Source organism: Acinetobacter halobius (genome assembly GCF_044130335.1).
Taxonomy (GTDB): Bacteria; Pseudomonadota; Gammaproteobacteria; order Pseudomonadales; family Moraxellaceae; genus Acinetobacter.
This window is the reverse complement of record NZ_JBIQOD010000010.1, coordinates 55,264-76,430: the sequence shown is the minus strand read 5'-3', so window position 1 is coordinate 76,430 and position 21,167 is coordinate 55,264. Positions and strand designations below refer to the sequence as shown.

Annotated in this window: 21 protein-coding genes; 13 read left to right on the top strand and 8 right to left on the bottom strand. The window is 42.4% G+C overall.

Going from position 1 to position 21,167, the window contains the following annotated elements; all coding sequences use genetic code 11:
- Positions 1-146: 146 nt before the first annotated feature.
- Positions 147-1,367, bottom strand: coding sequence for a phosphoserine phosphatase SerB (gene serB, locus ACE01U_RS10350; RefSeq protein ID WP_086210332.1), 1,221 nt, complete (start codon positions 1,365-1,367; stop codon positions 147-149).
- Between the two features lie 77 nt (positions 1,368-1,444).
- Between serB and ACE01U_RS10345 the strand changes: the two genes are divergently transcribed.
- Positions 1,445-2,698, top strand: a complete 1,254-nt coding sequence (locus tag ACE01U_RS10345; protein ID WP_395579406.1) for a hypothetical protein — start codon at positions 1,445-1,447, stop codon at positions 2,696-2,698.
- Between the two features lie 55 nt (positions 2,699-2,753).
- Here ACE01U_RS10345 and ppk1 read toward each other — a convergent pair whose 3' ends face one another.
- The 4 genes from ppk1 to mhpT form a co-directional block, all read right to left on the bottom strand.
- Complete coding sequence (gene ppk1, locus ACE01U_RS10340) at positions 2,754-4,817, bottom strand: polyphosphate kinase 1 (protein WP_395579405.1); 2,064 nt, start codon at positions 4,815-4,817, stop codon at positions 2,754-2,756.
- 167 nt (positions 4,818-4,984) lie between these two features.
- Positions 4,985-5,938, bottom strand: a complete 954-nt coding sequence (locus tag ACE01U_RS10335) for a bile acid:sodium symporter family protein (RefSeq protein WP_395579404.1) — start codon at positions 5,936-5,938, stop codon at positions 4,985-4,987.
- Positions 5,939-5,999: 61 nt separating this feature from the next.
- A complete protein-coding gene (gene pncA / locus ACE01U_RS10330) occupies positions 6,000-6,644 on the bottom strand; it encodes a bifunctional nicotinamidase/pyrazinamidase (RefSeq protein ID WP_395579403.1) in 645 nt (214 codons plus the stop codon).
- Between the two features lie 213 nt (positions 6,645-6,857).
- Positions 6,858-8,063 (bottom strand): 3-(3-hydroxy-phenyl)propionate transporter MhpT, encoded by a 1,206-nt coding sequence (mhpT, locus tag ACE01U_RS10325; RefSeq protein ID WP_395579402.1) that lies wholly within the window; start codon positions 8,061-8,063, stop codon positions 6,858-6,860.
- Positions 8,064-8,775: 712 nt separating this feature from the next.
- On the opposite strand from mhpT, the gene dapA reads away from it, so the two are divergent.
- The 7 genes from dapA (at position 8,776) to ACE01U_RS10290 (ending at position 14,531) form a co-directional block, all read left to right on the top strand.
- On the top strand, positions 8,776-9,675 hold the full coding sequence (gene dapA / locus ACE01U_RS10320; protein WP_086210338.1) for a 4-hydroxy-tetrahydrodipicolinate synthase: 900 nt from the start codon (positions 8,776-8,778) through the stop codon (positions 9,673-9,675).
- 13 nt (positions 9,676-9,688) lie between these two features.
- On the top strand, positions 9,689-10,297 hold the full coding sequence (locus ACE01U_RS10315; protein WP_110974700.1) for a lipoprotein-34 precursor (NlpB): 609 nt from the start codon (positions 9,689-9,691) through the stop codon (positions 10,295-10,297).
- Positions 10,298-10,333: 36 nt separating this feature from the next.
- Entirely contained in the window at positions 10,334-11,053 is a 720-nt protein-coding gene (gene purC / locus ACE01U_RS10310) for a phosphoribosylaminoimidazolesuccinocarboxamide synthase (RefSeq protein WP_004691818.1), read from the top strand.
- Between the two features lie 423 nt (positions 11,054-11,476).
- The gene (locus ACE01U_RS10305; RefSeq protein ID WP_395579401.1) at positions 11,477-12,262 is read left to right on the top strand and encodes an ABC transporter substrate-binding protein; all 786 of its coding nucleotides are present in this window, start codon (positions 11,477-11,479) and stop codon (positions 12,260-12,262) included.
- Positions 12,263-12,346: 84 nt separating this feature from the next.
- Positions 12,347-13,036, top strand: coding sequence for an ABC transporter permease (locus ACE01U_RS10300; RefSeq protein ID WP_086210341.1), 690 nt, complete (start codon positions 12,347-12,349; stop codon positions 13,034-13,036).
- Positions 13,033-13,746, top strand: a complete 714-nt coding sequence (locus ACE01U_RS10295; RefSeq protein WP_086210342.1) for an ABC transporter permease — start codon at positions 13,033-13,035, stop codon at positions 13,744-13,746. Before ACE01U_RS10300 ends, ACE01U_RS10295 begins: the two co-directional genes overlap by 4 nt.
- Positions 13,747-13,754: 8 nt before the next feature.
- On the top strand, positions 13,755-14,531 hold the full coding sequence (locus ACE01U_RS10290; RefSeq protein WP_086210343.1) for an ABC transporter ATP-binding protein: 777 nt from the start codon (positions 13,755-13,757) through the stop codon (positions 14,529-14,531).
- Between the two features lie 614 nt (positions 14,532-15,145).
- Here ACE01U_RS10290 and ACE01U_RS10285 read toward each other — a convergent pair.
- Positions 15,146-15,604: an Lrp/AsnC family transcriptional regulator gene (locus ACE01U_RS10285; protein WP_395579400.1), complete on the bottom strand. Its 459-nt coding sequence runs from the start codon at positions 15,602-15,604 to the stop codon at positions 15,146-15,148.
- Between the two features lie 93 nt (positions 15,605-15,697).
- Between ACE01U_RS10285 and ACE01U_RS10280 the strand changes: the two genes are divergently transcribed.
- Positions 15,698-16,315 carry a LysE family translocator gene (locus ACE01U_RS10280; RefSeq protein ID WP_110974703.1) on the top strand — a complete coding sequence of 206 codons (618 nt, stop codon included), beginning with the start codon at positions 15,698-15,700 and terminating at the stop codon, positions 16,313-16,315.
- 83 nt (positions 16,316-16,398) lie between these two features.
- Here the strand turns inward: ACE01U_RS10280 and ACE01U_RS10275 are convergent, their stop codons facing one another.
- Both ACE01U_RS10275 and ACE01U_RS10270 read right to left on the bottom strand, forming a co-directional pair.
- The gene (locus tag ACE01U_RS10275; protein ID WP_086210346.1) at positions 16,399-17,673 is read right to left on the bottom strand and encodes a replication-associated recombination protein A; all 1,275 of its coding nucleotides are present in this window, start codon (positions 17,671-17,673) and stop codon (positions 16,399-16,401) included.
- A gap of 98 nt (positions 17,674-17,771) precedes the next feature.
- Entirely contained in the window at positions 17,772-18,224 is a 453-nt protein-coding gene (locus tag ACE01U_RS10270) for a YcgN family cysteine cluster protein (RefSeq protein WP_110974705.1), read from the bottom strand.
- Positions 18,225-18,425: 201 nt separating this feature from the next.
- On the opposite strand from ACE01U_RS10270, the gene ACE01U_RS10265 reads away from it, so the two are divergent.
- The 4 genes from ACE01U_RS10265 to mutY all read left to right on the top strand — a co-directional run bounded on the left by ACE01U_RS10265 (position 18,426) and on the right by mutY (position 21,071).
- Positions 18,426-18,584 (top strand): DUF1328 domain-containing protein, encoded by a 159-nt coding sequence (locus ACE01U_RS10265; RefSeq protein ID WP_004647174.1) that lies wholly within the window; start codon positions 18,426-18,428, stop codon positions 18,582-18,584.
- A gap of 169 nt (positions 18,585-18,753) precedes the next feature.
- Complete coding sequence (locus ACE01U_RS10260) at positions 18,754-19,494, top strand: dienelactone hydrolase family protein (protein WP_395579399.1); 741 nt, start codon at positions 18,754-18,756, stop codon at positions 19,492-19,494.
- A 73-nt stretch (positions 19,495-19,567) separates the two neighbouring features.
- Complete coding sequence (locus tag ACE01U_RS10255) at positions 19,568-19,930, top strand: HIT family protein (protein WP_086210349.1); 363 nt, start codon at positions 19,568-19,570, stop codon at positions 19,928-19,930.
- A gap of 106 nt (positions 19,931-20,036) precedes the next feature.
- Entirely contained in the window at positions 20,037-21,071 is a 1,035-nt protein-coding gene (mutY, locus tag ACE01U_RS10250) for an A/G-specific adenine glycosylase (protein WP_395579398.1), read from the top strand.
- The last annotated feature ends 96 nt before the right edge of the window (positions 21,072-21,167 follow it).

Genomic DNA, 21,167 nt, shown 5'->3' with positions numbered 1-21,167 from the left:
AATTTCAGCAGTTAAAAATATTTTTTTCGATTCTGTTGATCGTTGTTTTTATCAACATTTTTCACTGACCACTCATCGCTTTTTGCTTAAATTTGCAACAAAAAAACGCAGCTCAAGGGCTGCGTTTTTTATCCTCACAAATGCTTTTAGGCACGATTCAAATCTTTATCATGCACGCCCAATAAATACAGAACACCATCTAAACCAACACTTGAAATGGCTTGATTCGCGTTTTGTCTTACCAATGGTTTCGCTCGGAATGCGACCCCTAAACCCGCAATCGACAGCATCGGTAAATCGTTTGCACCATCGCCTACAGCAATGGCTTGTTCAAGCGAAATCCCCATCTTTTCAGCTAATTCACGCAGCAATAATGCTTTACGTGCACCATCGACAATGTGGCCTTTCACTTCACCTGTCACTACGCCATTTTCAACATCTAGGATATTGGCATGCACTTCATCAATGCCCAATTTCGCTTGTAAATACTCAGCAAAGTACTGGAACCCACCCGACAAAATCGCGGTACGGTAACCTAATGCTTTTAAAGTTGAGATTAAACGTTCCGCACCCTCTGTAACGGTCAAGCGTTCCGCAATCTTAGGTAGAACAGAAGCATCCATTCCTTTGAGCAGTGCGACACGTGCACGGAAACTTTGTTGGAAGTCCAACTCACCCTGCATGGCACGTTCTGTAATTTCAGCTACTTGTGCGCCGACACCTGCTTCAATAGCTAACTCATCAATCACTTCTTGCTCGATTAAGGTCGAGTCCATATCAAAACAGACCAAACGACGGTTACGGCGGTAGGCATTGTCTTCTTGAACCGCGACATCGACATTCAACTCATGTGATAAGCGTAAGCAAGCCGCACGCATCGCTGCAGCATCCAGCATTTGTCCGCTTAAACCAAATTGGACACAAGCGCGCTTTGGCCCATCCAATTCGCCATTTAAGACTGGACGACCTGACAAACGGGTCACAGTTTCAATGTTGAAACCTTGGTTGGACACAATATTTGTAACTGCTTGTAAGTGTGCAGCCTCAAGCTCTGGCGCCAAAGCCGTGACTATATAGCGCGTCCGTCCACCTTCGCTCACCCACTGGTCGTATTCAGTTGTAGTGATTGGTTTAAAACGTACAGTTAAACCAATATCATGTGCTAAAATTAGAATTTCTTTCATCGCCAAAGCCGTTGCGGTTTGGTCATCTGAAGAAACAACTATACCCAAGGTCAATTGGTTATGAATAACTGCTTGTCCAACATCTAAAATTTGTAGTGAATGAGTGGACAATACCTGCATTAATCGAGTGAACTGATTAGGCTGGTCTGGTCCTAAAAATGAAATAAGAATGATTTCTCGCATGAATTGACTCGGGTCTGAGCTACGACTATTGTTAGAATCATAATCGAAATTGAATATATTTTCTTTGGAAGTTTACGTTGAATGCGCCTAGACAAGGGCTATTTGCTAGCCTATTAATTGTAAGTTTTGCTTTACATACCTTTTTATTGGTATTGGCAACGACTCATCAACTGAATGAAAACCGTGCCAGCCAAGGTCAACTGATGACCTCTCAATTGGTGACAGACAGTCTTACAGAACTGGAACCTGCCAACACGGTTTCTCTCGCGCTTTTGGTGGATCGCTATGCGACCAACCCAAGCGTAGCTTCCATTCGTATATTGGATGCCAATAATCAAGTGCTGGCAACTGGTGGTCAGGTGCGAACACGAGATGGTGAAGTGTTTGTTCGTGATGCGCTACAAAACGAAAAGAAAGTGGGTAGTATCGAGATCACACTCATCAAACCAAGTATGGGCGAAATTCTACGGACGCAATGGTTAGCAATTTTATTGTCTTTGGCGATTCATGGTTTACTGTGGTTGGCTTATCGTGCGATTGCTCGCCCAAGCCGTACTGAATACTTAACACGGATCAATAATGAATCTCGCTTAAAACACGAAATTCAAGTGTTAACGCAAACACTTGAACAAGAAAAACATCATGCTGCGGTCGCGATTGCTCAAGCACAGCAACAACTCAAAACCAGTGCTAAGCCGAAAGAGCAAAAACCTGTGATCGTGGACAACCATTCGGTCGCACTCAATATTCAATTCTATGACCCAAAACAATTGATGGACTCAGTCAATACCACGGTCTCAATTCCGTATTTTAACTTGTGCCAAATTTTTCTGAATAAAAGTACCGAGCTTTGCTTAAAGCACTTTAAATTAAACAGCTCAGACGTCAGCACACATCAGTCATTTAATGAACATGGTGCAACCCTCACCATGTCGACCGACACGCCGAATGCCGTGCCATGTCTCATGATGATCAGCAGTGTGTTCCAGCTATTGTCTGACGTTTTATATAAACGTTACCGCGAAGAAAAGCGCTTTGTTTTGCAAACACGTTGTGGTATTTCAACTGCAGTTGATGCAATGCAACTGTCTGCCACTCAAGCATCTGAACGTTTAGTGCAACAACTATCTGCCAAAGAAAGTGCGGTGCATTTAAGCAATGAATTATTGAAAGACATTTCCGAAAGCTATCAATTGATCAACTTACCGAATCCAACCAATGTCTTGACCCGTCATGCCTTTATGGTCAATGGTATGGGTTCAGAGTCTGCCGAATTGGCACAAACTTTAAGAACTGAAATTCTAAAAGCAAAACAATCTAAAGCCTCTTAATTACGCCCGAGCAGAAAAAAGCCTGACACATGTCAGGCTTTTTTCTCTGTCGAACTCAAATTTTCAGTTGCTTTTGGGCAACCAAATGTTGCTGTGCACTATAGCGCTGTTCTGGATCAGTACAGGCTACTTTAAGCCAATGACCATCGGCTTGTAGCTCCCAAGCATTTAAACAATCATTCAGGTAGCTTATTAGCCCATCTTTATAAATTTGTTTTTTCAAAGTGCGATCTAATATTGGAAAGCAGGTTTCCACACGTGAAAATAAGTTGCGTCCCATCCAGTCTGCACTGGCACAGTACAGCTTTTTCTCACCGCCATGTTCAAAAAAGTAAACTCGCGTATGCTCAAGAAAACGACCCACGATCGAACGTACACGGATATTCTCAGACATACCTTGGACCTGTGGAATCAAACAGCAGATCGAACGAATAATCAGATCAACCCGCACCCCAGCTTGTGACGCACGATACAATGCAGCAATCAGTTGCGGTTCAGTTAAAGCATTAACCTTAATGATAATACGTGCGGCCTGACCAGCTTGTGCAAACTCAATTTCTTGCTCAATCAGCTTTAACAGTTCACTGTGTAAAGTAAAAGGCGCATGTAATAATGCCTTTAACTTAGCCATCTTACCCATCCCCGTCAGTTCTTGAAACATGCGGTGAACATCTTCACAAATATCAGGCTGTGTAGTCATCAGCCCATAGTCGGTATACATACGGGCATTGCCCGCATGATAATTGCCTGTGCCTAGATGGGCATAGCGGATCAATTGAGCATTTTCACGGCGTACAATCAAAATCATTTTGGCATGCGTTTTATAGCCCACAATGCCATACACCACCACCGCGCCCGCCTCTTGCAAAATATTGGCTACAGTAATATTCGATTCTTCATCAAAACGTGCACGTAACTCAATCACTGCTGTGACTTCCTTGCCATTTCGTGCTGCCTCTGCCAAGACCTGTACAATTTCAGAGTCGGGCCCACTGCGGTAAAGGGTTTGTTTAATCGCTAGTACATTTGGATCTTTCGCGGCTTCTTTTAATAAGCCAATTACAGGCTGAAAAGAATCAAACGGATGATGCAACAATACATCCTGTGCTTTTAAAGTATCAAAGGTACTTTTTTGTTTGCGCAAAACTTTGGGAATAACGGGAATAAAAACTGGATGTTTCAATTCAGGTCGATCACAACTGGTACTAAGACGTGAAAGATTGATCGGCCCATCAATGCGATAAAGCTCCTGCTCAGTTAAATCAAACTCCTTGAGCAGATAATCAATCACCGCTTCGGGACAGTCATCTTCAATTTCTAAACGCACCGCGCGCCCAAAGCGACGTGAAGACAATTCATCTTTTAGCGCAACCGCCAAATCGTCAACATTTTCCGACAAAATCAAATCGGCATTACGTGTCACACGAAAGGCATAACAGCCTGTAGCTTTCATACCTGGGAACAAATCGCTGATGTGCTGCTGAATCATCGCAGTTAAGAAAATCTGCGTGTCTACACTGCCTGAAACTGCTTTGGGCATCGAAATCAGGCGAGGCAAAGAACGTGGCGCAGGAACAATTGCCATCTCAATGCTTCGCCCAAAAGCATCCTTACCTTGTAAACTCACAATGAAATTCAGACTTTTATTCACGAGACGAGGAAAAGGATGGGAAGGATCTAGACTGATCGGGGTTAAAACAGGTTGGATTTCTTTGGCAAAATATTCTGCAATCCACGTTTTATGTTTTTCTAAGATGTCTTGGAACTGAAGGAATTGAATACCGTGAGCCTGTAACTCGGGTAAAATCGAATGATTGAGCGTTTCAAATTGTTTTTGAACCGCAGTATGAATAGATTGAGACAGGTCTTGTAGTACGACTTCTGTGGGGAGTGCATCAGGGGTTCTGGCAATGGCATTCATATCGCGTTGTTTCATCAAACCCGCAATACGAATCTCAAAAAACTCATCCAAATTACGTGAAAAAATAATTAAAAAATTTAAACGTTCTAGCACAGGCAAACTCAAATCTAATGCTTGTGCTAAAACCCGCTGATGAAACTCAAATAACGATAGCTCTCGGTTGAAATACGTCACCGATGAATGCTGAAAATTATCCATACCCTCTCAATGCTGTTTAAAACAGTCTGTTATGAAGTGTTTGGCAGGGATGTTAGGCAGTCTTTATGACAGTTTAGTTACAATCACAGCCCAAATAGAAAGTTCATCCTGACTTTATGCTTAAAGCTTGAACAGCGTACAGTATTTAAACCAAAATATGTTCTTTTTCACTTTTTTTTATTGAGCATTGTGTCTGCCTTTGTTGCCCAATAGCTAGCTAAAATAGGTCCTGAAATGTTATGCCATAAACTAAAGATGGCGCTGGGGACCGCTGTAATTGGCGAAGCAGCAAAATGCACAGCCGCCAAAGCCACACCGAGACCTGAGTTTTGCATACCCACCTCAATCGAAACCGCTTTACAGTCGGCATGCGGCAAGTGAAACATCCTTGCAGCTCCAAAGCCAAGTAAATAACCAATCACGTTATGTAACGCCACCACAGCTAAAATCAATAAACCAGATTCTAAAATTTGTGCTTTTGAGCCACCAATAATCGCTGCCACAATCAACACAATTGCGACCACTGAAATTAAAGGCATGACTGAAATATAGCTTTCAACTTTATGTTTCAGTACAGCACGTACCACCAGCCCTAAAACAATAGGAAACAACACCACCTGTAAAATTGAACTCAGCATCGACCATGCATTTATATCAATCCATTGGCTGGCCAGCAGATAGAAAATCGCGGGAGTCAGTACAGGTGCTAATAAAGTCGATACTGTGGTACATGCAACAGACAATGCTGTATTGCCTTTCGCCATGTAAGTAATCACATTAGATGCCGTCCCTCCTGGACAACAGCCCACTAAAATGACTCCTATGGCAATTTCAGCGGGTAAGCGGAACAACACACATAACACATATGCCACACTTGGCATCACCACAAACTGGGCAGCCACCCCAATCGCAACTGCTTTTGGACTCTGCATCACACTTTTAAAGTCGTTCAACGTCATGGTCATGCCCATACCAAACATGATCAAGCCCAACATCCACGTGATATAAGCTTTCATCCAGACAAAGGTTTCAGGACTCAAAAGTGCTATCCCTGCAAATAATACGACCCACAAAGCAAAGGTTTTTTGAATCCAAGTGGTAAATCTTAAAAAAGTGCCCATGACCTTTCCCTACAGCATGCCTTATGATTTCTATGTTGATGATTACAGAGTCTCGATTGGATCAATACATCCTTTGTGCATATTGTTGTGCAATGTCTTTGCAATAGAGACGTTTTACGCCTTGCGCCAGCATGTCTTGCCATGCATGCTGTAAAGATCCCTGTAAGTCGATACCTTTGGTGGCATCTGCAATGACATAAGTTTGAAAACCGAGTTGTGCAGCATCTATTGCGGTCCACGCAACGCAAAAGTCTGTTGCAATCCCAACAATAAATACCGTATCAATCCCACGCACTCTTAAATAGCCTGCGAGTCCGGTTTGTGTCTTATGATCCGCTTCTAAAAAAGCAGAATAACTATCAATGTATGCATGACATCCTTTACGGATGATCAACTGCGCTTTGGCAAGGTCGAGATCAGGGTGTAATTCAGCATCCTGCGTGCCTTGTACACAGTGGCGTGGCCACAGCACTTGTGTGCCATAGTCCAATTCAATGGTTTGAAAAGCTTGCTTTTCAGGATGATTCTCTGCGAAAGAAATATGATTTTCTGGATGCCAATCTTGGGTGAGTACAATATTGTCAAAATAAGCGCCCAACTGATTAATTTTAGGAATAATTTGATCTGATCCTGCCACCGCTAGATTTCCGCCGGGGGTAAAACCATTTTGTACATCCACCACAATCAGTGCCATATTCTTCTGCATTCTTCTCTGTCCTTTTTGTTCTGTGCTCGAAGGCCAAGCTTAGCTTAATTTATAAAACAGTATTCATCCTCGCGGGTCAAAATTAAATGACTGTAGCCTTGAGTGCAATGGATATTGAAGCAAATCAACAAGTACGCTACGCAGCATTGTCATTTTGATGAAAAAAAGCCTGCTTCTAGCAGGCTATTTTCCAACTCATGCTTATGGATGATGTCATACGCCCTTCATACGACGGGTCAGTAACAACATCATCACCGCTGAAATCACAATACATGGAATCGCTGCTGAAATGACTCCTGCTGCACCGAAACCTGCGTTTAGTAATGCTCCAGCAATTGCAGGCCCTAGCATTGCGCCAATCCGCCCTACGGCAGAAGCGACGCCAATACCTGTGCCACGTACTTCAGTTGGGTAGACAATTCCACCAAAAGCATACAATACGCCCTGACAGCCAATCACAAAAGCACCAACCAATGCTGCGGCCAAATACATTTGATCCAGTGAAGAAGCCGCATTTAATGCCAATAACCCCGCCAAGATGCCGCCATACATCAGTACGATGACATAAGCTTTCTTCCAGCGGTCTGTCAGCATCCCTAAAATCACGGTCCCCACTGTCGCACTTAGCATAAAGTAGAACTGCGCCGTTGCACCTTCCTTACGTGAAAAGCCTAACTCAGTAAACAGTGATGGTAACCAACTGAGCATGATGTACACCACCATCAGGGTGAAAAAGTAGCTCACCCAAATAAATAAGGTTCTAAATAAATTATCCGCGTTCAACAGCTCTTTAAACGCGGCTTGAGGTGCAGCCTCAGTGGCAGATTTTGGGTTTTGAGTCTTTAAAAATTCCTTCGACTCAGGCAACAACCACATCATCACAGGAATGACAATAATCGGTAATAAACCACCCAAATAGAAAATATTCTTCCAGTTGGCACCAAACTCAGTACTTGCAACCAATGAAAGAATGGCAGCACCCACAGGCATACCGCAGTACATCAATCCAACAGCACGACCGCGGTTTTGTAGTGAAACTGCCTCAGAGGCTAAGGTAATTAAAATCGGCATCGCCGCACCAAGACCAGCACCTGCCAAGAACCGCACCAGCAATAAACTATTAAAGCTGTTGACCCACACCGTACAGAGTGTAAAGACCGCAAAAATAGCCACTGAACCAATCAACACTTTTTTACGGCCAATTCGGTCAGCAAAACGCCCGCCCACCAGTGCACCGGGCAATAGACCCAGAATCCCTGCACTAAAAAACACCCCCAACTGTGAACTATCCAAACCGAAATATTCACGAATGCCTGCGGCTGCAATACCTGCTGCTTGAATATCCAGCCCTTCGATGACTGCAATTAAGAAGCAAATCGCAACCGTGACAATTGCATGTTGCCTATCTGATTTTTGCATTGGGAAATCCTTGTTCAATCAGCGTTCCAAAAACGCCATCATCTATGAGCAAGGTCGGAGAAATAACTATCAAAAGGTGGAATGAAATCATACAAATGGCTAAAATTAGTGGATTAGTCCTGTATTAACATCCGTTCAGATATAGTCTTAAAAACAATAAAAATAAGGAAAAAATTTAGACTAAAATGCTGAAAATAGGCATATCACCGATTTAATAAAAGCAAGTTTCCCCCTTTTAGTGATAGCTGAAATGAATGATTAGACTGCTTTTTAGCAATGATTCTTTTGTAGCAAACAGATTTGCAGAAATCACATTTACATCTTGTATGAGTTTTAAAAGGTCTTAAATTCTGACTTTTATACACGGAATATCAGGTTTGATAGACTTTTAAGCCTCTTTTTCATCTAAAAAACCACTTTTCGATGGCCCCAAACGACTCACGTCTGCCTTGCGTAATACTATTTTCAGGTTCTGGATGAAAAGCATGTTCTTTGTACAGCATTTAAACAGGCTTTATTTTTGTAGCAAAAGATAAAGTTTTTATACACTTTGACTAAATCATATTGTTCTTCATGTTGTGTTCGTTCATAATTTGCATAAGCATTATTCAATGCATCAGCGCTTTGAAAATGCTATAAATTAAAATACGTACCCATCCAATCTTATGTTTTTCTGGCCTAACTGGATGGACAAATAGGATATTTTTTTAAAATGACTCAGCAAGCACAGACCATCCAAGGCTCAATTGTCGCAATCGTCACCCCTATGTTTGAAGATGGCAGCGTAGATTGGAAGGGTCTAGAGAAGCTCGTTGAGTGGCACATCGCACAAGGCACAAATAGCATTGTTGCTGTCGGTACAACGGGTGAAGCGTCTACTCTAAGCATGAAAGAACATACACAAGTGATCAAAGAAATCATTCGTGTAGCAAACAAACGCATCCCGATTATTGCGGGTACTGGTGCGAACTCAACTCGCGAAGCCATTGAGTTGACCAAGGAAGCCAAAGCACTGGGTGCAGATGCTGCCCTTCTTGTTACCCCGTATTATAATAAACCGACTCAAGAAGGCTTATACCAACATTATAAAGCCATTGCAGAAGCGGTTGACCTGCCTCAGATTCTTTATAACGTTCCAGGCCGTACTGGCGTTGATATGACAAATGAAACCGTTATTCGTTTGGCAGATATCCCACAAATTGTAGGCATTAAAGATGCCACAGGCGATGTTGCTCGTGGTCAAGCTCTGCTTGAGGGTCTTGCTGGCAAAGATATGACTGTGTATTCAGGCGACGATGCAACAGCCTACCAACTGATCTTGTCAGGTGCTCAAGGTAATATTTCTGTGACTGCAAACGTTGCACCAAAACAAATGAGTGATGTTTGTGCAGCAGCACTTGCAGGTGAAGCTGAAAAGGCAGAAAGCTTAAATACTCAAGTTGCAAATCTACACGAAATTCTATTTTGCGAATCGAACCCAATTCCTGTGAAATGGGCACTTCATGAAATGGAGTTAATCGAAACGGGTATTCGTTTACCATTAACACCACTTGCAGAACAATATCGCACACCGCTCCGTGAAGCACTCACAAAAGCGGGTGTCATTCAATAAAGAGCACATTAATATGCAATTACGTTTAGGTCTTACCCTCGCACTTTCAGTCGTCAGTTTAGCGGGTTGTAGTTCTCTTGCAGTCAATAACGGTAGTTTGGACTATAAAGAAACAGCAAGCTTGGAACCTCTTAAATACCCTGAAGGCTCAATGGTTCGACCTGCAACGCCGTTGTATCCAGCTCCAACGGTTGAGGCACTTGCTTTAGAACACGCACCAGTACTTGAAAACAAGCGTGGTAACCGTTTCGCAATGCCTCGCCCAGAATCGACTCAAATTACCAACCAAACAGAATCAACTGAAACCGTAGCTGTAGCCGTAGGTCGCCCTCAATTGATTATTGACGGAAATAAGAATCCGCTGCTCAAAGTTGAAGGAAATTCTGCTACAATTTGGCAATACACACTTGCCACCCTCAGCAGTCTCAACCATCAAATCGTTGGCCAAGGCAAAAATGGTTATGAAGCAACCATTAAGGTCGATCAACAGACCTATGTGTTAAGACTAACCGCTGTCGGTACAAGCAATAACCTTGCAGTGTTCAATGCCGATAACAGTTTTGCAGCGCCTGAAAAAGCCACAGAATTGTTAACTCAGATTTACCAAAATTGGCCAGCCTAGTCGTACTAGGCATTTTTTTTTGAAAAAGGTTCCCTCATGTTAAAACAAACCTTGCTCTATACTGGTAAAGCGAAATCTGTCTATGAAACAGACAGTGCAGACCACCTGATTTTAGTCTTTCGTGACGATGCTTCGGCATTCAATGGTGAAAAGATCGAACAACTAGATCGAAAAGGTAAGGTGAACAACCGTTTTAACGCCTTTATCATGGATAAATTGGCTGCGGCTGGCATTGAGACTCACTTTGAAAAACTTCTTTCACCAACAGAAGTTTTAGTGAAAAAACTCAGCATGATCCCTGTTGAATGTGTGATTCGTAACTATGCAGCAGGTTCTTTATGCCGTCGCTTAGGTGTAGAAGAAGGCAAGGAATTAACTCCGCCGACTTTTGAATTATTCTTCAAAGATGATGCTCTTGGCGACCCAATGGTGAATGAGTCTCAAGCGATTGCTTTAGGTTGGGCAACTGCTGAGCAACTTGAGCAAATGAAAGTCCTCACTTACCAAGTGAACGAAGTGCTTAAAAACTTATTTGACCAAGGTGGCATGCTACTTGTGGACTTCAAACTTGAGTTTGGTGTATTCCACGACCGTATTGTTCTTGGTGATGAGTTCTCTCCAGACGGCTGCCGTCTATGGGACAAAGAAACCAAGAAAAAACTCGACAAAGACCGTTTCCGTCAAGGTTTAGGTGGTGTGGTTGAAGCGTACGAAGAAGTTGCTGCACGTTTAGGTATCGACCTTTCTGATATCTAATCTATTACAGATTCAAAAAAACCGAGCTTAAACGCTCGGTTTTTTTGTTTAAACTTCATCTATAGTCTGCTCGTTTTCAAACCACGTTTCACTCAGCATACACTTTGTGGAACATCGAAATTTGCTAAAAAATCAACAACGCTGTACGTCATAGCGCACAAGATTTCAAGCGTATTTCAGCTATATATTGAACTCATTCTATAATATGATAAAACGATATGAACAGGACGTTCTTTAGATAAAAATTATTCCAACCGAAAAATATCCATATTTCCTCATCTCTCATGGCGAGAAGATCCATTGATCCTCTAAGAGCAGAAAACTGGTATAGATGTTGCTTTTATTTAAAAGTACTCAGTCGGGTAAGTTCTATCTTCGTCTTATTTTCTAGATTTGATTTTTTTACGGATGGCTATATTTAAAATGAAAAACTGGCAAAAAAAATTACTACTTTCCACTACATTCGTACTCACTGCGCTAAGCAGCACTGTTCAAGCAAAAGAATGGAAAACCATTCGTTTTGGTACAGAATCTGCATACGCTCCTTTTGAATATAAAACCCCTGACAATAAGCTGGTCGGTTTTGACATCGACTTGGGAAATGCTATTTGCGCCAAATTAAAAGCCAAATGTGTTTGGGTAGAAAACTCCTTTGATGGAATGATTCCTGCCCTCAAAGCCAAGAAATTTGATGGAATTTTATCATCCATGACCGTGACGGCTGATCGTTCAAAACAAATCGCGTTTAGTAATAAAATTTATAATACTCCAACCCGCATGGTCGCGAAAAAAGGCTCTCCTTTACTTCCGACACCCGCTTCTTTGAAAGGAAAACGTGTAGGTGTGCAACAAGGGACCATCCAAGAAAGTTATGCAAAAGCTTATTGGGCACCTAAAGGTGTGAATGTGGTTCCTTATCCAAACCAAGACGTGCTTTATCAAGACATGGTTTCTGGGCGTCTAGATGCAACATTACAAGATGCAATTATGGTTGATGGTGGTTTCCTGAAATCAGCAAAAGGTAAAGGCTTTGCTTTTGCAGGCAATAATGTGGTCGATGCCAAAACACTCGGTGTAGGGGCTGCCATCGGCTTACGTAAAGAAGACGTCGATCTGAAAAAGAATATTGATAAGGCTTTAGCTGAAATTATTGCCGACGGCACCTATAAAAAACTCGAGAAAAAATACTTCTCCTTCAGCATTTATTAACCTATAAAGTGTCGGTTCAATACCGACACTTTTTATATATAGCTGATTTACAAAATATTATATTTTTACTCGGAGAAACTGAGTATGTTTTTGTCTGGCTATGGTCCCGTATTACTCAGTGGCACTTGGATGACCATTCAGCTTGCATTGTTATCCCTTGTACTTTCGATCATGATTGGATTGTTTGGTGCAAGTGCCAAACTCTCCCATATTAAAATCATACGCTATGTTGCGACTGTTTATACCACACTCATTCGTAGTGTTCCCGATCTGGTGATCATGTTGTTGTTATTCTATAGCCTGCAACTTGGACTGAACTCCATTACCGAATCTTTGCAGATGGAGCAAATTGATATCAATCCCTTTGTGGCGGGGGTGATTACTTTGGCATTTATTTATGGGGCCTATTTTACTGAAACCTTTCGTGGTGCATTTCAAGCCGTCCCCAAAGGTCAACTTGAAGCCGCATATGCCTACGGCATGACCCCATTTCAAGTTTTCAGGCGTGTCCTCTTTCCACAAATGATGCGTTTTGCCTTACCAGGCATTGGTAACAACTGGCAAGTCCTCATCAAAGCCACCGCTTTGGTGTCCTTAATTGGTTTGACCGACATTGTCAAAATTACCCAAGATGCAGGTCGAAGCAGCATGCAAGTGTTCTATTTTAGTATCGTTGCGGCAGTCATTTATTTGGCCATCACCACCCTTTCAAATTTAATACTCATGTGGCTGGAACGTCGTTATTCTGCTGGTGTGAAAAAGGGACAATTATGATTGAGATTATTCAACAATATTGGCAGTCCTACCTGTGGACCGATGGTTTTCAAATGACTGGCGTTGCCATGACCGCATGGTTGTTGGTGCTTTCTATTGCAATTGGCTTTGTTTTAGCTGTACCTCTATCGGTTGCCCGCGTATCAGAAAATCCTTTTTTACGTCTTCCTGTTTGGTTTTACACCTATGTATTTCGTGGTACACCCCTCTATGTACAACTGCTGATTATTTACACGGGAATTTATAGCCTTGAATTTGTCCATGCCCATGAACGGCTCGATGAATTCTTTAGAGAAGGGCTTAATTGCACCATTTTAGCGTTTGCACTCAATACAGCGGCTTATACCACTGAGATTTTTGCTGGCGCAATACGTTCAATTCCCTACGGTGAAATTGAGGCAGCAAAAGCCTTTGGAATGTCGCCGTGGAAACGCTATACCCGCATTATTATTCCGTCTATGCTACGCCGAGCACTGCCTTTTTATGGCAATGAAGTCATTTTGATGCTGCATGCAACCACCATTGCCTTCACTGCAACCGTGCCTGATATTCTCAAAATTGCACGAGATGTCAATGCTGCCACTTATGCCACTTTTGACGCCTTTGGCATTGCCGCTGTGCTATATGCCTGTCTGGCATTTATCCTCATTTGGATCTTTCGTAAATTGGAACAACGCTGGCTGGCGTTTTTAAAACCATCGAATCATTAGGAGAAAAAATGGAAAATTCAGCAAAACTGGTGATTCGAGATCTTTGTAAAAGCTTTGGCGATCATGAAGTCTTAAAAGGGGTTTCACTTGAGGCACATGCAGGCGATGTGATTAGTATTATTGGTTCCTCGGGTTCAGGTAAAAGCACCTTTCTTCGCTGCATCAATTTTCTAGAGCAGCCAAGCCAAGGTAGCATTGAACTCAATGGTGAGCAGTTAGAGACGAGCTTGGATAAAAATGGCAATCTCAAAGCCACTAATCCCAAACAGCTACAAAAAATGCGCACCCAACTGATGATGGTGTTTCAACATTTCAACCTATGGTCACATATGACGGTATTAGAAAACATCGTTGAAGGGCCCATTCATGTTTTAGGTTTAAAACGGAGTGAAGCGGAAGAACGGGCTCGTAAATATTTAAGAAAAGTTGGACTCGCAGAAAGTGTAGAAACAAAATACCCCTCTTTTCTATCTGGTGGACAGCAACAGCGTGTCGCGATTGCTCGTGCCTTGGCAATGGAGCCTGAGGTGATGTTGTTTGATGAACCAACCAGTGCTTTGGACCCTGAGCTGGTAGGTGAGGTGTTGAAAGTGATGCAAAGTTTGGCTGAAGAAGGCCGAACCATGATTGTGGTCACCCATGAAATGGGCTTCGCACGCCATGTGTCCAACCATGTTATATTTTTAGATCAAGGTAAAATTGAAGAACAAGGCGACCCGAAAGAAGTCTTGATTCACCCGAAAAGTGAACGCCTCAAACAGTTTTTAGAAGGTAACTTTAAATAATTGAATAGCCCTCAAAACCCTGATTCAAGAAAAACCCGTTTTAAACAGAATGCCAGTCAGTTCCGAAACTGACCGGCATTTTCTTTTTAAACTCTAGATCTTATTTAATACTGGTTAATGTCATCCGCCATCCGAACAAAAATAAAAACATTGCTTTTATCTGTGGTGCAAGACGAAGTCGTCAGCATTAAAAATGGACTGCTTTTACAGCAAAAGTTGTTTTACATATATAAATTGAACAAATTCTGTGGTCGAGCACATCGCATTGCAAGATTTTTTCTTACTAAAACTCGCTTCATCAGAAACAAAACAAAGACCGAAAATTGAACTTAAAAACGCTAAGGCTCAGCAAAAAGGAGCTAAAAGTTTAAGGAAATGAATATGGAGCGTATTTACTGGCTGAGATTTTCTTTTTAATCGGGCCATTTTATTATAACCCTAAACCAACACTTTCAACTTGGCGCATATATAGGGCCGATAGCTAACGTTTTATCGCGGTACACTCAAACAGACAAGAATACTTCAACATTCAACGCACGACTGAAAGAGTTCAACTCGCGAATAGCGATTCATGTGAAAAACCTCGCTAGATCATTCGGTGTTCTATTGACACGTTATATATTTGTATACTGATTTTTAGTGGTCTCCATCACTAAAAAACTGGTGATTGAGGTAATGTAAGGAATCGTCCCCAAAACATCCGTATGGAACTTTTTATACGCTTTAATATCTGCCACTTCCACTCTAAGTAAATACTCAACCGAGCCCGTAATGGTATGACACTCGGTCACTTCATCCGCAGCAGAAATCACATCCTCAAACTGAACCAAACTTTCTTTTGAGTGACAAGATAACCCGATAGTCACATAAACCGTTAAACCAATCCCCAAAAGCGAACGGTCAATCACCGCTTTATATCCGCGAATAATGCCTATTTTTTCTAGTTCTTGCACGCGTCGTAAACAGGCCGAGGCTGACAAACCCACGCGTTCTGCCAGTTTAATATTGGTTAAATGTGCATCGCGTTCAAGCTCACACAATATCTTTCGGTCCAAGCGGTCTAATTCAATCATTTATTGCATAAAATTCATTTTTAAAGATCAATATACAATCAAATTGTGCTAGATCAACAATAAAATAATATTTATTTTGACCTTTCAGCCATTATGAATATGTCTCTCTTTGCACCTTATCTGCTGTTTTGTATTGTTATGACAAGCACACCTGGCCCTAATAATGCACTGGTCATACTGTCTGGTGCACGATTTGGAATATATAAAACTGTACCGCTCATTCTTGGCATTGCCTTTGGGGTTGCCGTACAACTCTTCACCATTGGCATCGGATTGAACCAAATTTTCCTTACTCTGCCTCAGCTTCAATTTATTTTAGGTTTTATTGGTTTTATGTATATTCTTTGGCTTGCATGGAAAATTGCATCTAGTGGGCCACTCAACATCGAATTAGAGCAGAAACCCTCCATGGGCTTCCTGCAAGGTGCGTTATTTCAGTGGGTCAATCCCAAAGCATGGATCATCTCTATCAGCACAGTCTCGACTTATTTTGCTTTAAATCCTCCTGTCAGCGAGATCATTTATGCCGCCCTGATTTTAATGTTGGTTTCGATTCCCTGCGTTGGCATTTGGGCGGTGAGTGGACTTTTCTTACGTCAGCACCTCATCAAACCTCAGTTTGCTTTTATCTTTAATATCACGATGGCAATTGCCTTGCTGGTCTCTGTTTTACCTACTGCATTACGATTGATGAGTAGTTTAACGCCATGAGCATATAAAAATCCCTACACATGGCTACAACGCATACATAAACCACTCCAACAAAAAAGCCCGATCTTTCAATCGGGCTATATTTACTGTTGTTGCTGCTGTTGTTGCCAACGTCGCTGTTGTAAGCGCTCTCCTTCAACCTCACGCTTATTGCGTGCTGACTCATATAGCTTGGTGCCTTTCAGTTCAGGTGGTAAATACTCTTGCATCACAAAATGCTCTGGATAGTTGTGTGGATACAAGTAGTCGACACCATAGCCCTGCTCTTTCATCAACTTAGTTGGTGCATTTCTTAAATGCAACGGCACAGGTAAATTTGCCGTTTTTTCAGCCAAATCTAAGGCTTTATTGATTGCAAGATATGTACTATTACTTTTTGCACTGGTCGCCAAATACACCGCACACTGCCCTAAAATAATTCGGCACTCTGGCATACCCACAGCTTGAACAGAGCGGAAGCATTCGCCCGCCAGAAGTAAAGCATTCGGATTTGAGTTGCCAATATCCTCAGAGGCAGCAATCAACATACGACGTGCAATAAAAACGGGATCTTCTCCGCCTTTGAGCATGCGTGCCATCCAATATAAAGTAGCATCAGGGTCACTGCCACGAATCGACTTGATAAAAGCCGACACCAAATCATAGTGCTGCTCACCCGATTTGTCATAACGGGCAATATTTTGCTGTGCAACTTTGACCACCATTGCATTGGTCACGATATTTTCAACGTCTGGCTCGAAAGTTCCTGCAATCAACTCAATAAGATTCAAAGCCTTACGTGCATCACCTGCGGCAAATTGCACCAAAGCTTCAAATTCTTCGATCTGAATGTAGCGCTCTTTTAAAAATTTGTCGTTCTTAATCGCTTGTAATAATAAAGTTTGAATCGCATCAGCATCGAGTGCATTTAAGGTATAGACCTGACAACGTGACAGTAGCGCGCTGTTCACTTCAAAAGATGGATTTTCTGTGGTGGCGCCAATGAGGGTAATTTTGCCTTTCTCCACAGCATTCAGTAGCGCGTCTTGCTGTGATTTGTTAAAACGATGAATTTCGTCAATAAACACCACGGGTGGCATTAAGTCCCCGCCATCGGCAATGATCTCACGGAGTTCTTTGACCCCCGTATTGAGTGCAGATAGACTGACAAACGGTCGGTCGATCGCTTGTGCCAACAGTAAAGCAATCGTGGTTTTCCCCACCCCAGGTGGTCCCCAAAAAATAATAGATGGCAAATGTCCTTGATCAATCATTTGACGGAGCGGTGCCTGCTCACCCAATAAGTGATCCTGCCCAATAATTTCAGACAAATCACGCGGGCGTAAACGTTCAGGCAGTGGAATATTGCTATCGGACATAGGACTAAGACTTAAATGCGTTCATCGAATGCTTATGTTATGGCAAATTCAGGTAAATGACACAAGCTTTTCATGCAATTTCACGCCGCTTTTCTCCGCTAGCGAACCCAACGCACAATATAGTCTTCGATCTCTTCTTGATTGATCTCATCTTCAGAAATACAGCGTCCCGCCGCAGACTTTTTGGCTTTTAGAATGCTCTCACGTGAACCCGTGTTCAGATAGTGCCATCTGGGTAAATTTTTACCTTCATGTAAACGACGATAGGCACAGCTCGGTGGTAACCAATGAATCGTGTCTAAAAGCTCGGGGGTGAGCTGGATACAATCGGGTACATGCTGCTTGCGGTTGGGGTAATCACGACAACTGGCCGTTTGGCAATCCAACAGCTTACAAGACACTTTGGTATAGGCGACTTCCTGACTTTCCTCATCTTCAAGTTTCACCAAACAACACAGACCACAACCATCACACAGCGCCTCCCACTCTGCTGGATGTAACTCAGCAAGGGTATAATGCTTCCAAAACTCTGGGCGTAATTCGTGTGCCATGGGGGCTGCCAATAAACTCAATGACCTATTATAACCGATCATCAGCTTAGTTTTTAGCGTCAAATCATTTTCAAGATTTACATCATATTCATAAACTTAAAATAAAAACAGAACATTTTTTAAACAAAAGCAACACAGTGAGTTTGAAGGATCTTTTTATACTCAATAAGTAATCAATAAAAACATCCATGGAGAAGAGCTATGTTTCGTTGGGCGATTATTTTTGCAGTGATTGCACTGATTGCAAGTTTACTTGGCTTTGGTGGTGTCGCAGGTTTATCGAAAGACTTTGCAATTATTTTATTAGTGATTGCAGTCATACTTGCTATTGTCGGCTTCTTGTCCCGTGGCAAAGTATAGGGAGCTTAAATGCTTTACTGACAAAAAAGAAGGAATGATTTCCTTCTTTTTTCGTTATGGCATTTAAAAAATAATTTCTCACATTTCTTCTACAAATCAGGCTGTTTTTCAAATCCTTGTAAAAGTTTTTATGCTTTAATCAGAACATATTATCTAACAGGATTTGAGCATGACGATCAGTATTCAAACTCGGGAAATTCAATATAACACAGCAGATGGACAACGCTTAGTCGGTTATTTTGCAGCACCCAATGGCCAAACACCCCATGCAGGAATCATTGTTGCACCCGAATGGTGGGGTCGAAATGAATATACTGAACAACGTGCTCGCGAGCTAGCTGAACATGGTTATGCTGCTCTGGCGATTGATATGTACGGCGACAAAAAAGTCACCATTGATGCCAAGCAAGCCTATGAATGGATGATGCAAACTTTTGCCGATGCAGACACCATCGTCAACCGTGCGCAAGCTGGTTTAGAGACGCTTGCAGCCCAGCCTGAAGTGAATGCCGATCAACTGGCGGCCATTGGTTTTTGTTATGGTGGCAAAGTGGTTTTAGACTTGGCACGTTCTGGTGCTCCACTCAAAGCTGTCGCAACCTTCCATGCAACTTTGGCACCGAAAGCCCCTGCGGTCGAAGGTCAAATTCAAGGTGAAATTTTAGTTTTACATGGTGAGTTAGACAGCATGGTCACCTTGGATGATGTTGCAAGCTTCCGTGAAGAAATGCATGCAGCGAAAGTAAATCATGAAGTCATTGTTTTTGAAGATGCGAAGCATGGCTTTAGTAATCCGTTAGCCGATGAACGTGCCAAAGCCAATGGTGTAGACTTGGGCTATAACCCTGAAGCAGAAAGACAGGGTCTTGAAGCAATGTATGACTTGCTAGAACGCAATCTCAGTGCTTAACTAGAGACGAGCAAGCAAATATCACTTGCTCATATCCAGTAGGATAGATAATTAGATTTTAGAGGAGATAACAATGACTGAGACCCAATGCCAATATTGTAATTTTGATGAATTTGATGTGCTTGATAAAAACGAGTTTGGGGTGATTTTACCCGAACCCAATGCGCTCTCTAAAGGTCATTGCGTCATTATCCCTCTACGCCATATCAGTTCATTCTTTGATATCACTGACAAAGAACGTAAGAGCTTAATGTCTTTGTTAGAACTGGCACGTAATGAACTCCAATTGCGTCATCAACCTTCAGGTTTCCATATTGGGTTTAATGATGGTGAAATATTTGGAAATGTGTCTGAACACTTACATATCCATATTATTCCACGCTACAAAGACCAAGAGCTCAAACTCGATGCACGCTGGGGCATGACACACGACTAAATGCTCATTTGATCAATGGCGCTTCGGCGCCATTTTTTATAGGCAAAATACATGCGTATAAAAGACATTCCGTTATACTAAGTCGAATTTTTTGTTTGTGCTTCAGATGTCTCCTTTCTCTTTTTCAGATGCGTTACTGACTTGGTTCGATGTTCATGGTCGACATGACCTACCATGGCAAGTGGCCGATGACCCCTACAAAGTTTGGGTGTCTGAAATTATGCTACAACAGACCCAAGTCAAAACCGTACTGCAATATTTCGAGCGTTTTATCGAACGCTTCCCAACGGTTGAAACTTTAGGGACAGCATCATGGGATGAGGTCGCACCTTACTGGGCAGGTCTCGGCTACTACGCACGCGCGCGTAATCTGCATAAAGCGGCTAGTATTGTGGCACGCCATGGTGCTTTTCCTCAAACCTTGGAAGGATGGATTGAGCTGCCCGGTATTGGACCCTCTACCGCAGGGGCACTGATGTCTTTGGGTTTACGTCAGTACGGCGTCATTATGGATGGTAATGTAAAGCGCGTTCTCGCACGTTTTTTTGCTATTGATGACGACCTGAGTAAACCCGCGCATGAGCGTAGCATGTGGCAACTGGCTGACGAACTTTGCCCAAATGAACGTAACCATGACTACACCCAAGCCATCATGGATTTGGGGGCAACCGTCTGTACACCGAAAAAACCGTTGTGCCTCTACTGTCCCATGCAGCAACACTGTAAGGCCCATGCACAAGGGCTAGAAATGGAATTACCCTTTAAAAAACCCAAAAAAGCTGTCCCAATAAAGTCGGCTCAAGTATTGGTGCTGCGTCATCACAATCAATGGCTGTGGCAACAACGCCCCAATAGTGGACTGTGGGGCGGTTTATGGTGTTTACCTATTTTTGAAAACTGTGATGCACTCACGCAACTTTGCCAAAGTTTAGGGCTTAAAGGAGTTACACAACGCGCCGAAATTTCACATAGTTTTACCCACTTCACTTGGCAACTGGAAGCACTTTGCTTTGAAGTCGATGCCGATCAACTCGAACATTTAAGTATTGAACTGGCAGGCATGTGGTTCGATGTACAAAATGTCACAGAAATGGGCATCCCAACCGCCATGAAAAAATTGATCTCAGCAATTCAACTGTGACATAGTGATGTCATCAATTTGATTGATGATAAAACTTAAAATTAGCTCACTTTAAAATGAGATCACAGAGATAAGAAAGGATTGTTCGTGCGTTAT

What these genes read in the sequence shown, in the direction of transcription:
- pncA (WP_395579403.1), bottom strand. Translation starts at nt 6,644, where the DNA reads ATGCAGAAGAATATGGCACTGATTGTGGTGGATGTACAAAATGGTTTT.
- ACE01U_RS10255 (WP_086210349.1), top strand. Translation starts at nt 19,568, where the DNA reads ATGACTGAGACCCAATGCCAATATTGTAATTTTGATGAATTTGATGTG.
- dapA (WP_086210338.1), top strand. Translation starts at nt 8,776, where the DNA reads ATGACTCAGCAAGCACAGACCATCCAAGGCTCAATTGTCGCAATCGTC.
- ppk1 (WP_395579405.1), bottom strand. Translation starts at nt 4,817, where the DNA reads ATGGATAATTTTCAGCATTCATCGGTGACGTATTTCAACCGAGAGCTA.
- ACE01U_RS10305 (WP_395579401.1), top strand. Translation starts at nt 11,477, where the DNA reads ATGAAAAACTGGCAAAAAAAATTACTACTTTCCACTACATTCGTACTC.
- ACE01U_RS10290 (WP_086210343.1), top strand. Translation starts at nt 13,755, where the DNA reads ATGGAAAATTCAGCAAAACTGGTGATTCGAGATCTTTGTAAAAGCTTT.
- ACE01U_RS10315 (WP_110974700.1), top strand. Translation starts at nt 9,689, where the DNA reads ATGCAATTACGTTTAGGTCTTACCCTCGCACTTTCAGTCGTCAGTTTA.
- ACE01U_RS10295 (WP_086210342.1), top strand. Translation starts at nt 13,033, where the DNA reads ATGATTGAGATTATTCAACAATATTGGCAGTCCTACCTGTGGACCGAT.
- ACE01U_RS10265 (WP_004647174.1), top strand. Translation starts at nt 18,426, where the DNA reads ATGTTTCGTTGGGCGATTATTTTTGCAGTGATTGCACTGATTGCAAGT.
- ACE01U_RS10335 (WP_395579404.1), bottom strand. Translation starts at nt 5,938, where the DNA reads ATGGGCACTTTTTTAAGATTTACCACTTGGATTCAAAAAACCTTTGCT.
- ACE01U_RS10270 (WP_110974705.1), bottom strand. Translation starts at nt 18,224, where the DNA reads ATGGCACACGAATTACGCCCAGAGTTTTGGAAGCATTATACCCTTGCT.
- ACE01U_RS10280 (WP_110974703.1), top strand. Translation starts at nt 15,698, where the DNA reads ATGAATATGTCTCTCTTTGCACCTTATCTGCTGTTTTGTATTGTTATG.
- ACE01U_RS10285 (WP_395579400.1), bottom strand. Translation starts at nt 15,604, where the DNA reads ATGATTGAATTAGACCGCTTGGACCGAAAGATATTGTGTGAGCTTGAA.
- ACE01U_RS10275 (WP_086210346.1), bottom strand. Translation starts at nt 17,673, where the DNA reads ATGTCCGATAGCAATATTCCACTGCCTGAACGTTTACGCCCGCGTGAT.
- purC (WP_004691818.1), top strand. Translation starts at nt 10,334, where the DNA reads ATGTTAAAACAAACCTTGCTCTATACTGGTAAAGCGAAATCTGTCTAT.
- ACE01U_RS10300 (WP_086210341.1), top strand. Translation starts at nt 12,347, where the DNA reads ATGTTTTTGTCTGGCTATGGTCCCGTATTACTCAGTGGCACTTGGATG.
- serB (WP_086210332.1), bottom strand. Translation starts at nt 1,367, where the DNA reads ATGCGAGAAATCATTCTTATTTCATTTTTAGGACCAGACCAGCCTAAT.
- mhpT (WP_395579402.1), bottom strand. Translation starts at nt 8,063, where the DNA reads ATGCAAAAATCAGATAGGCAACATGCAATTGTCACGGTTGCGATTTGC.
- ACE01U_RS10260 (WP_395579399.1), top strand. Translation starts at nt 18,754, where the DNA reads ATGACGATCAGTATTCAAACTCGGGAAATTCAATATAACACAGCAGAT.
- mutY (WP_395579398.1), top strand. Translation starts at nt 20,037, where the DNA reads ATGTCTCCTTTCTCTTTTTCAGATGCGTTACTGACTTGGTTCGATGTT.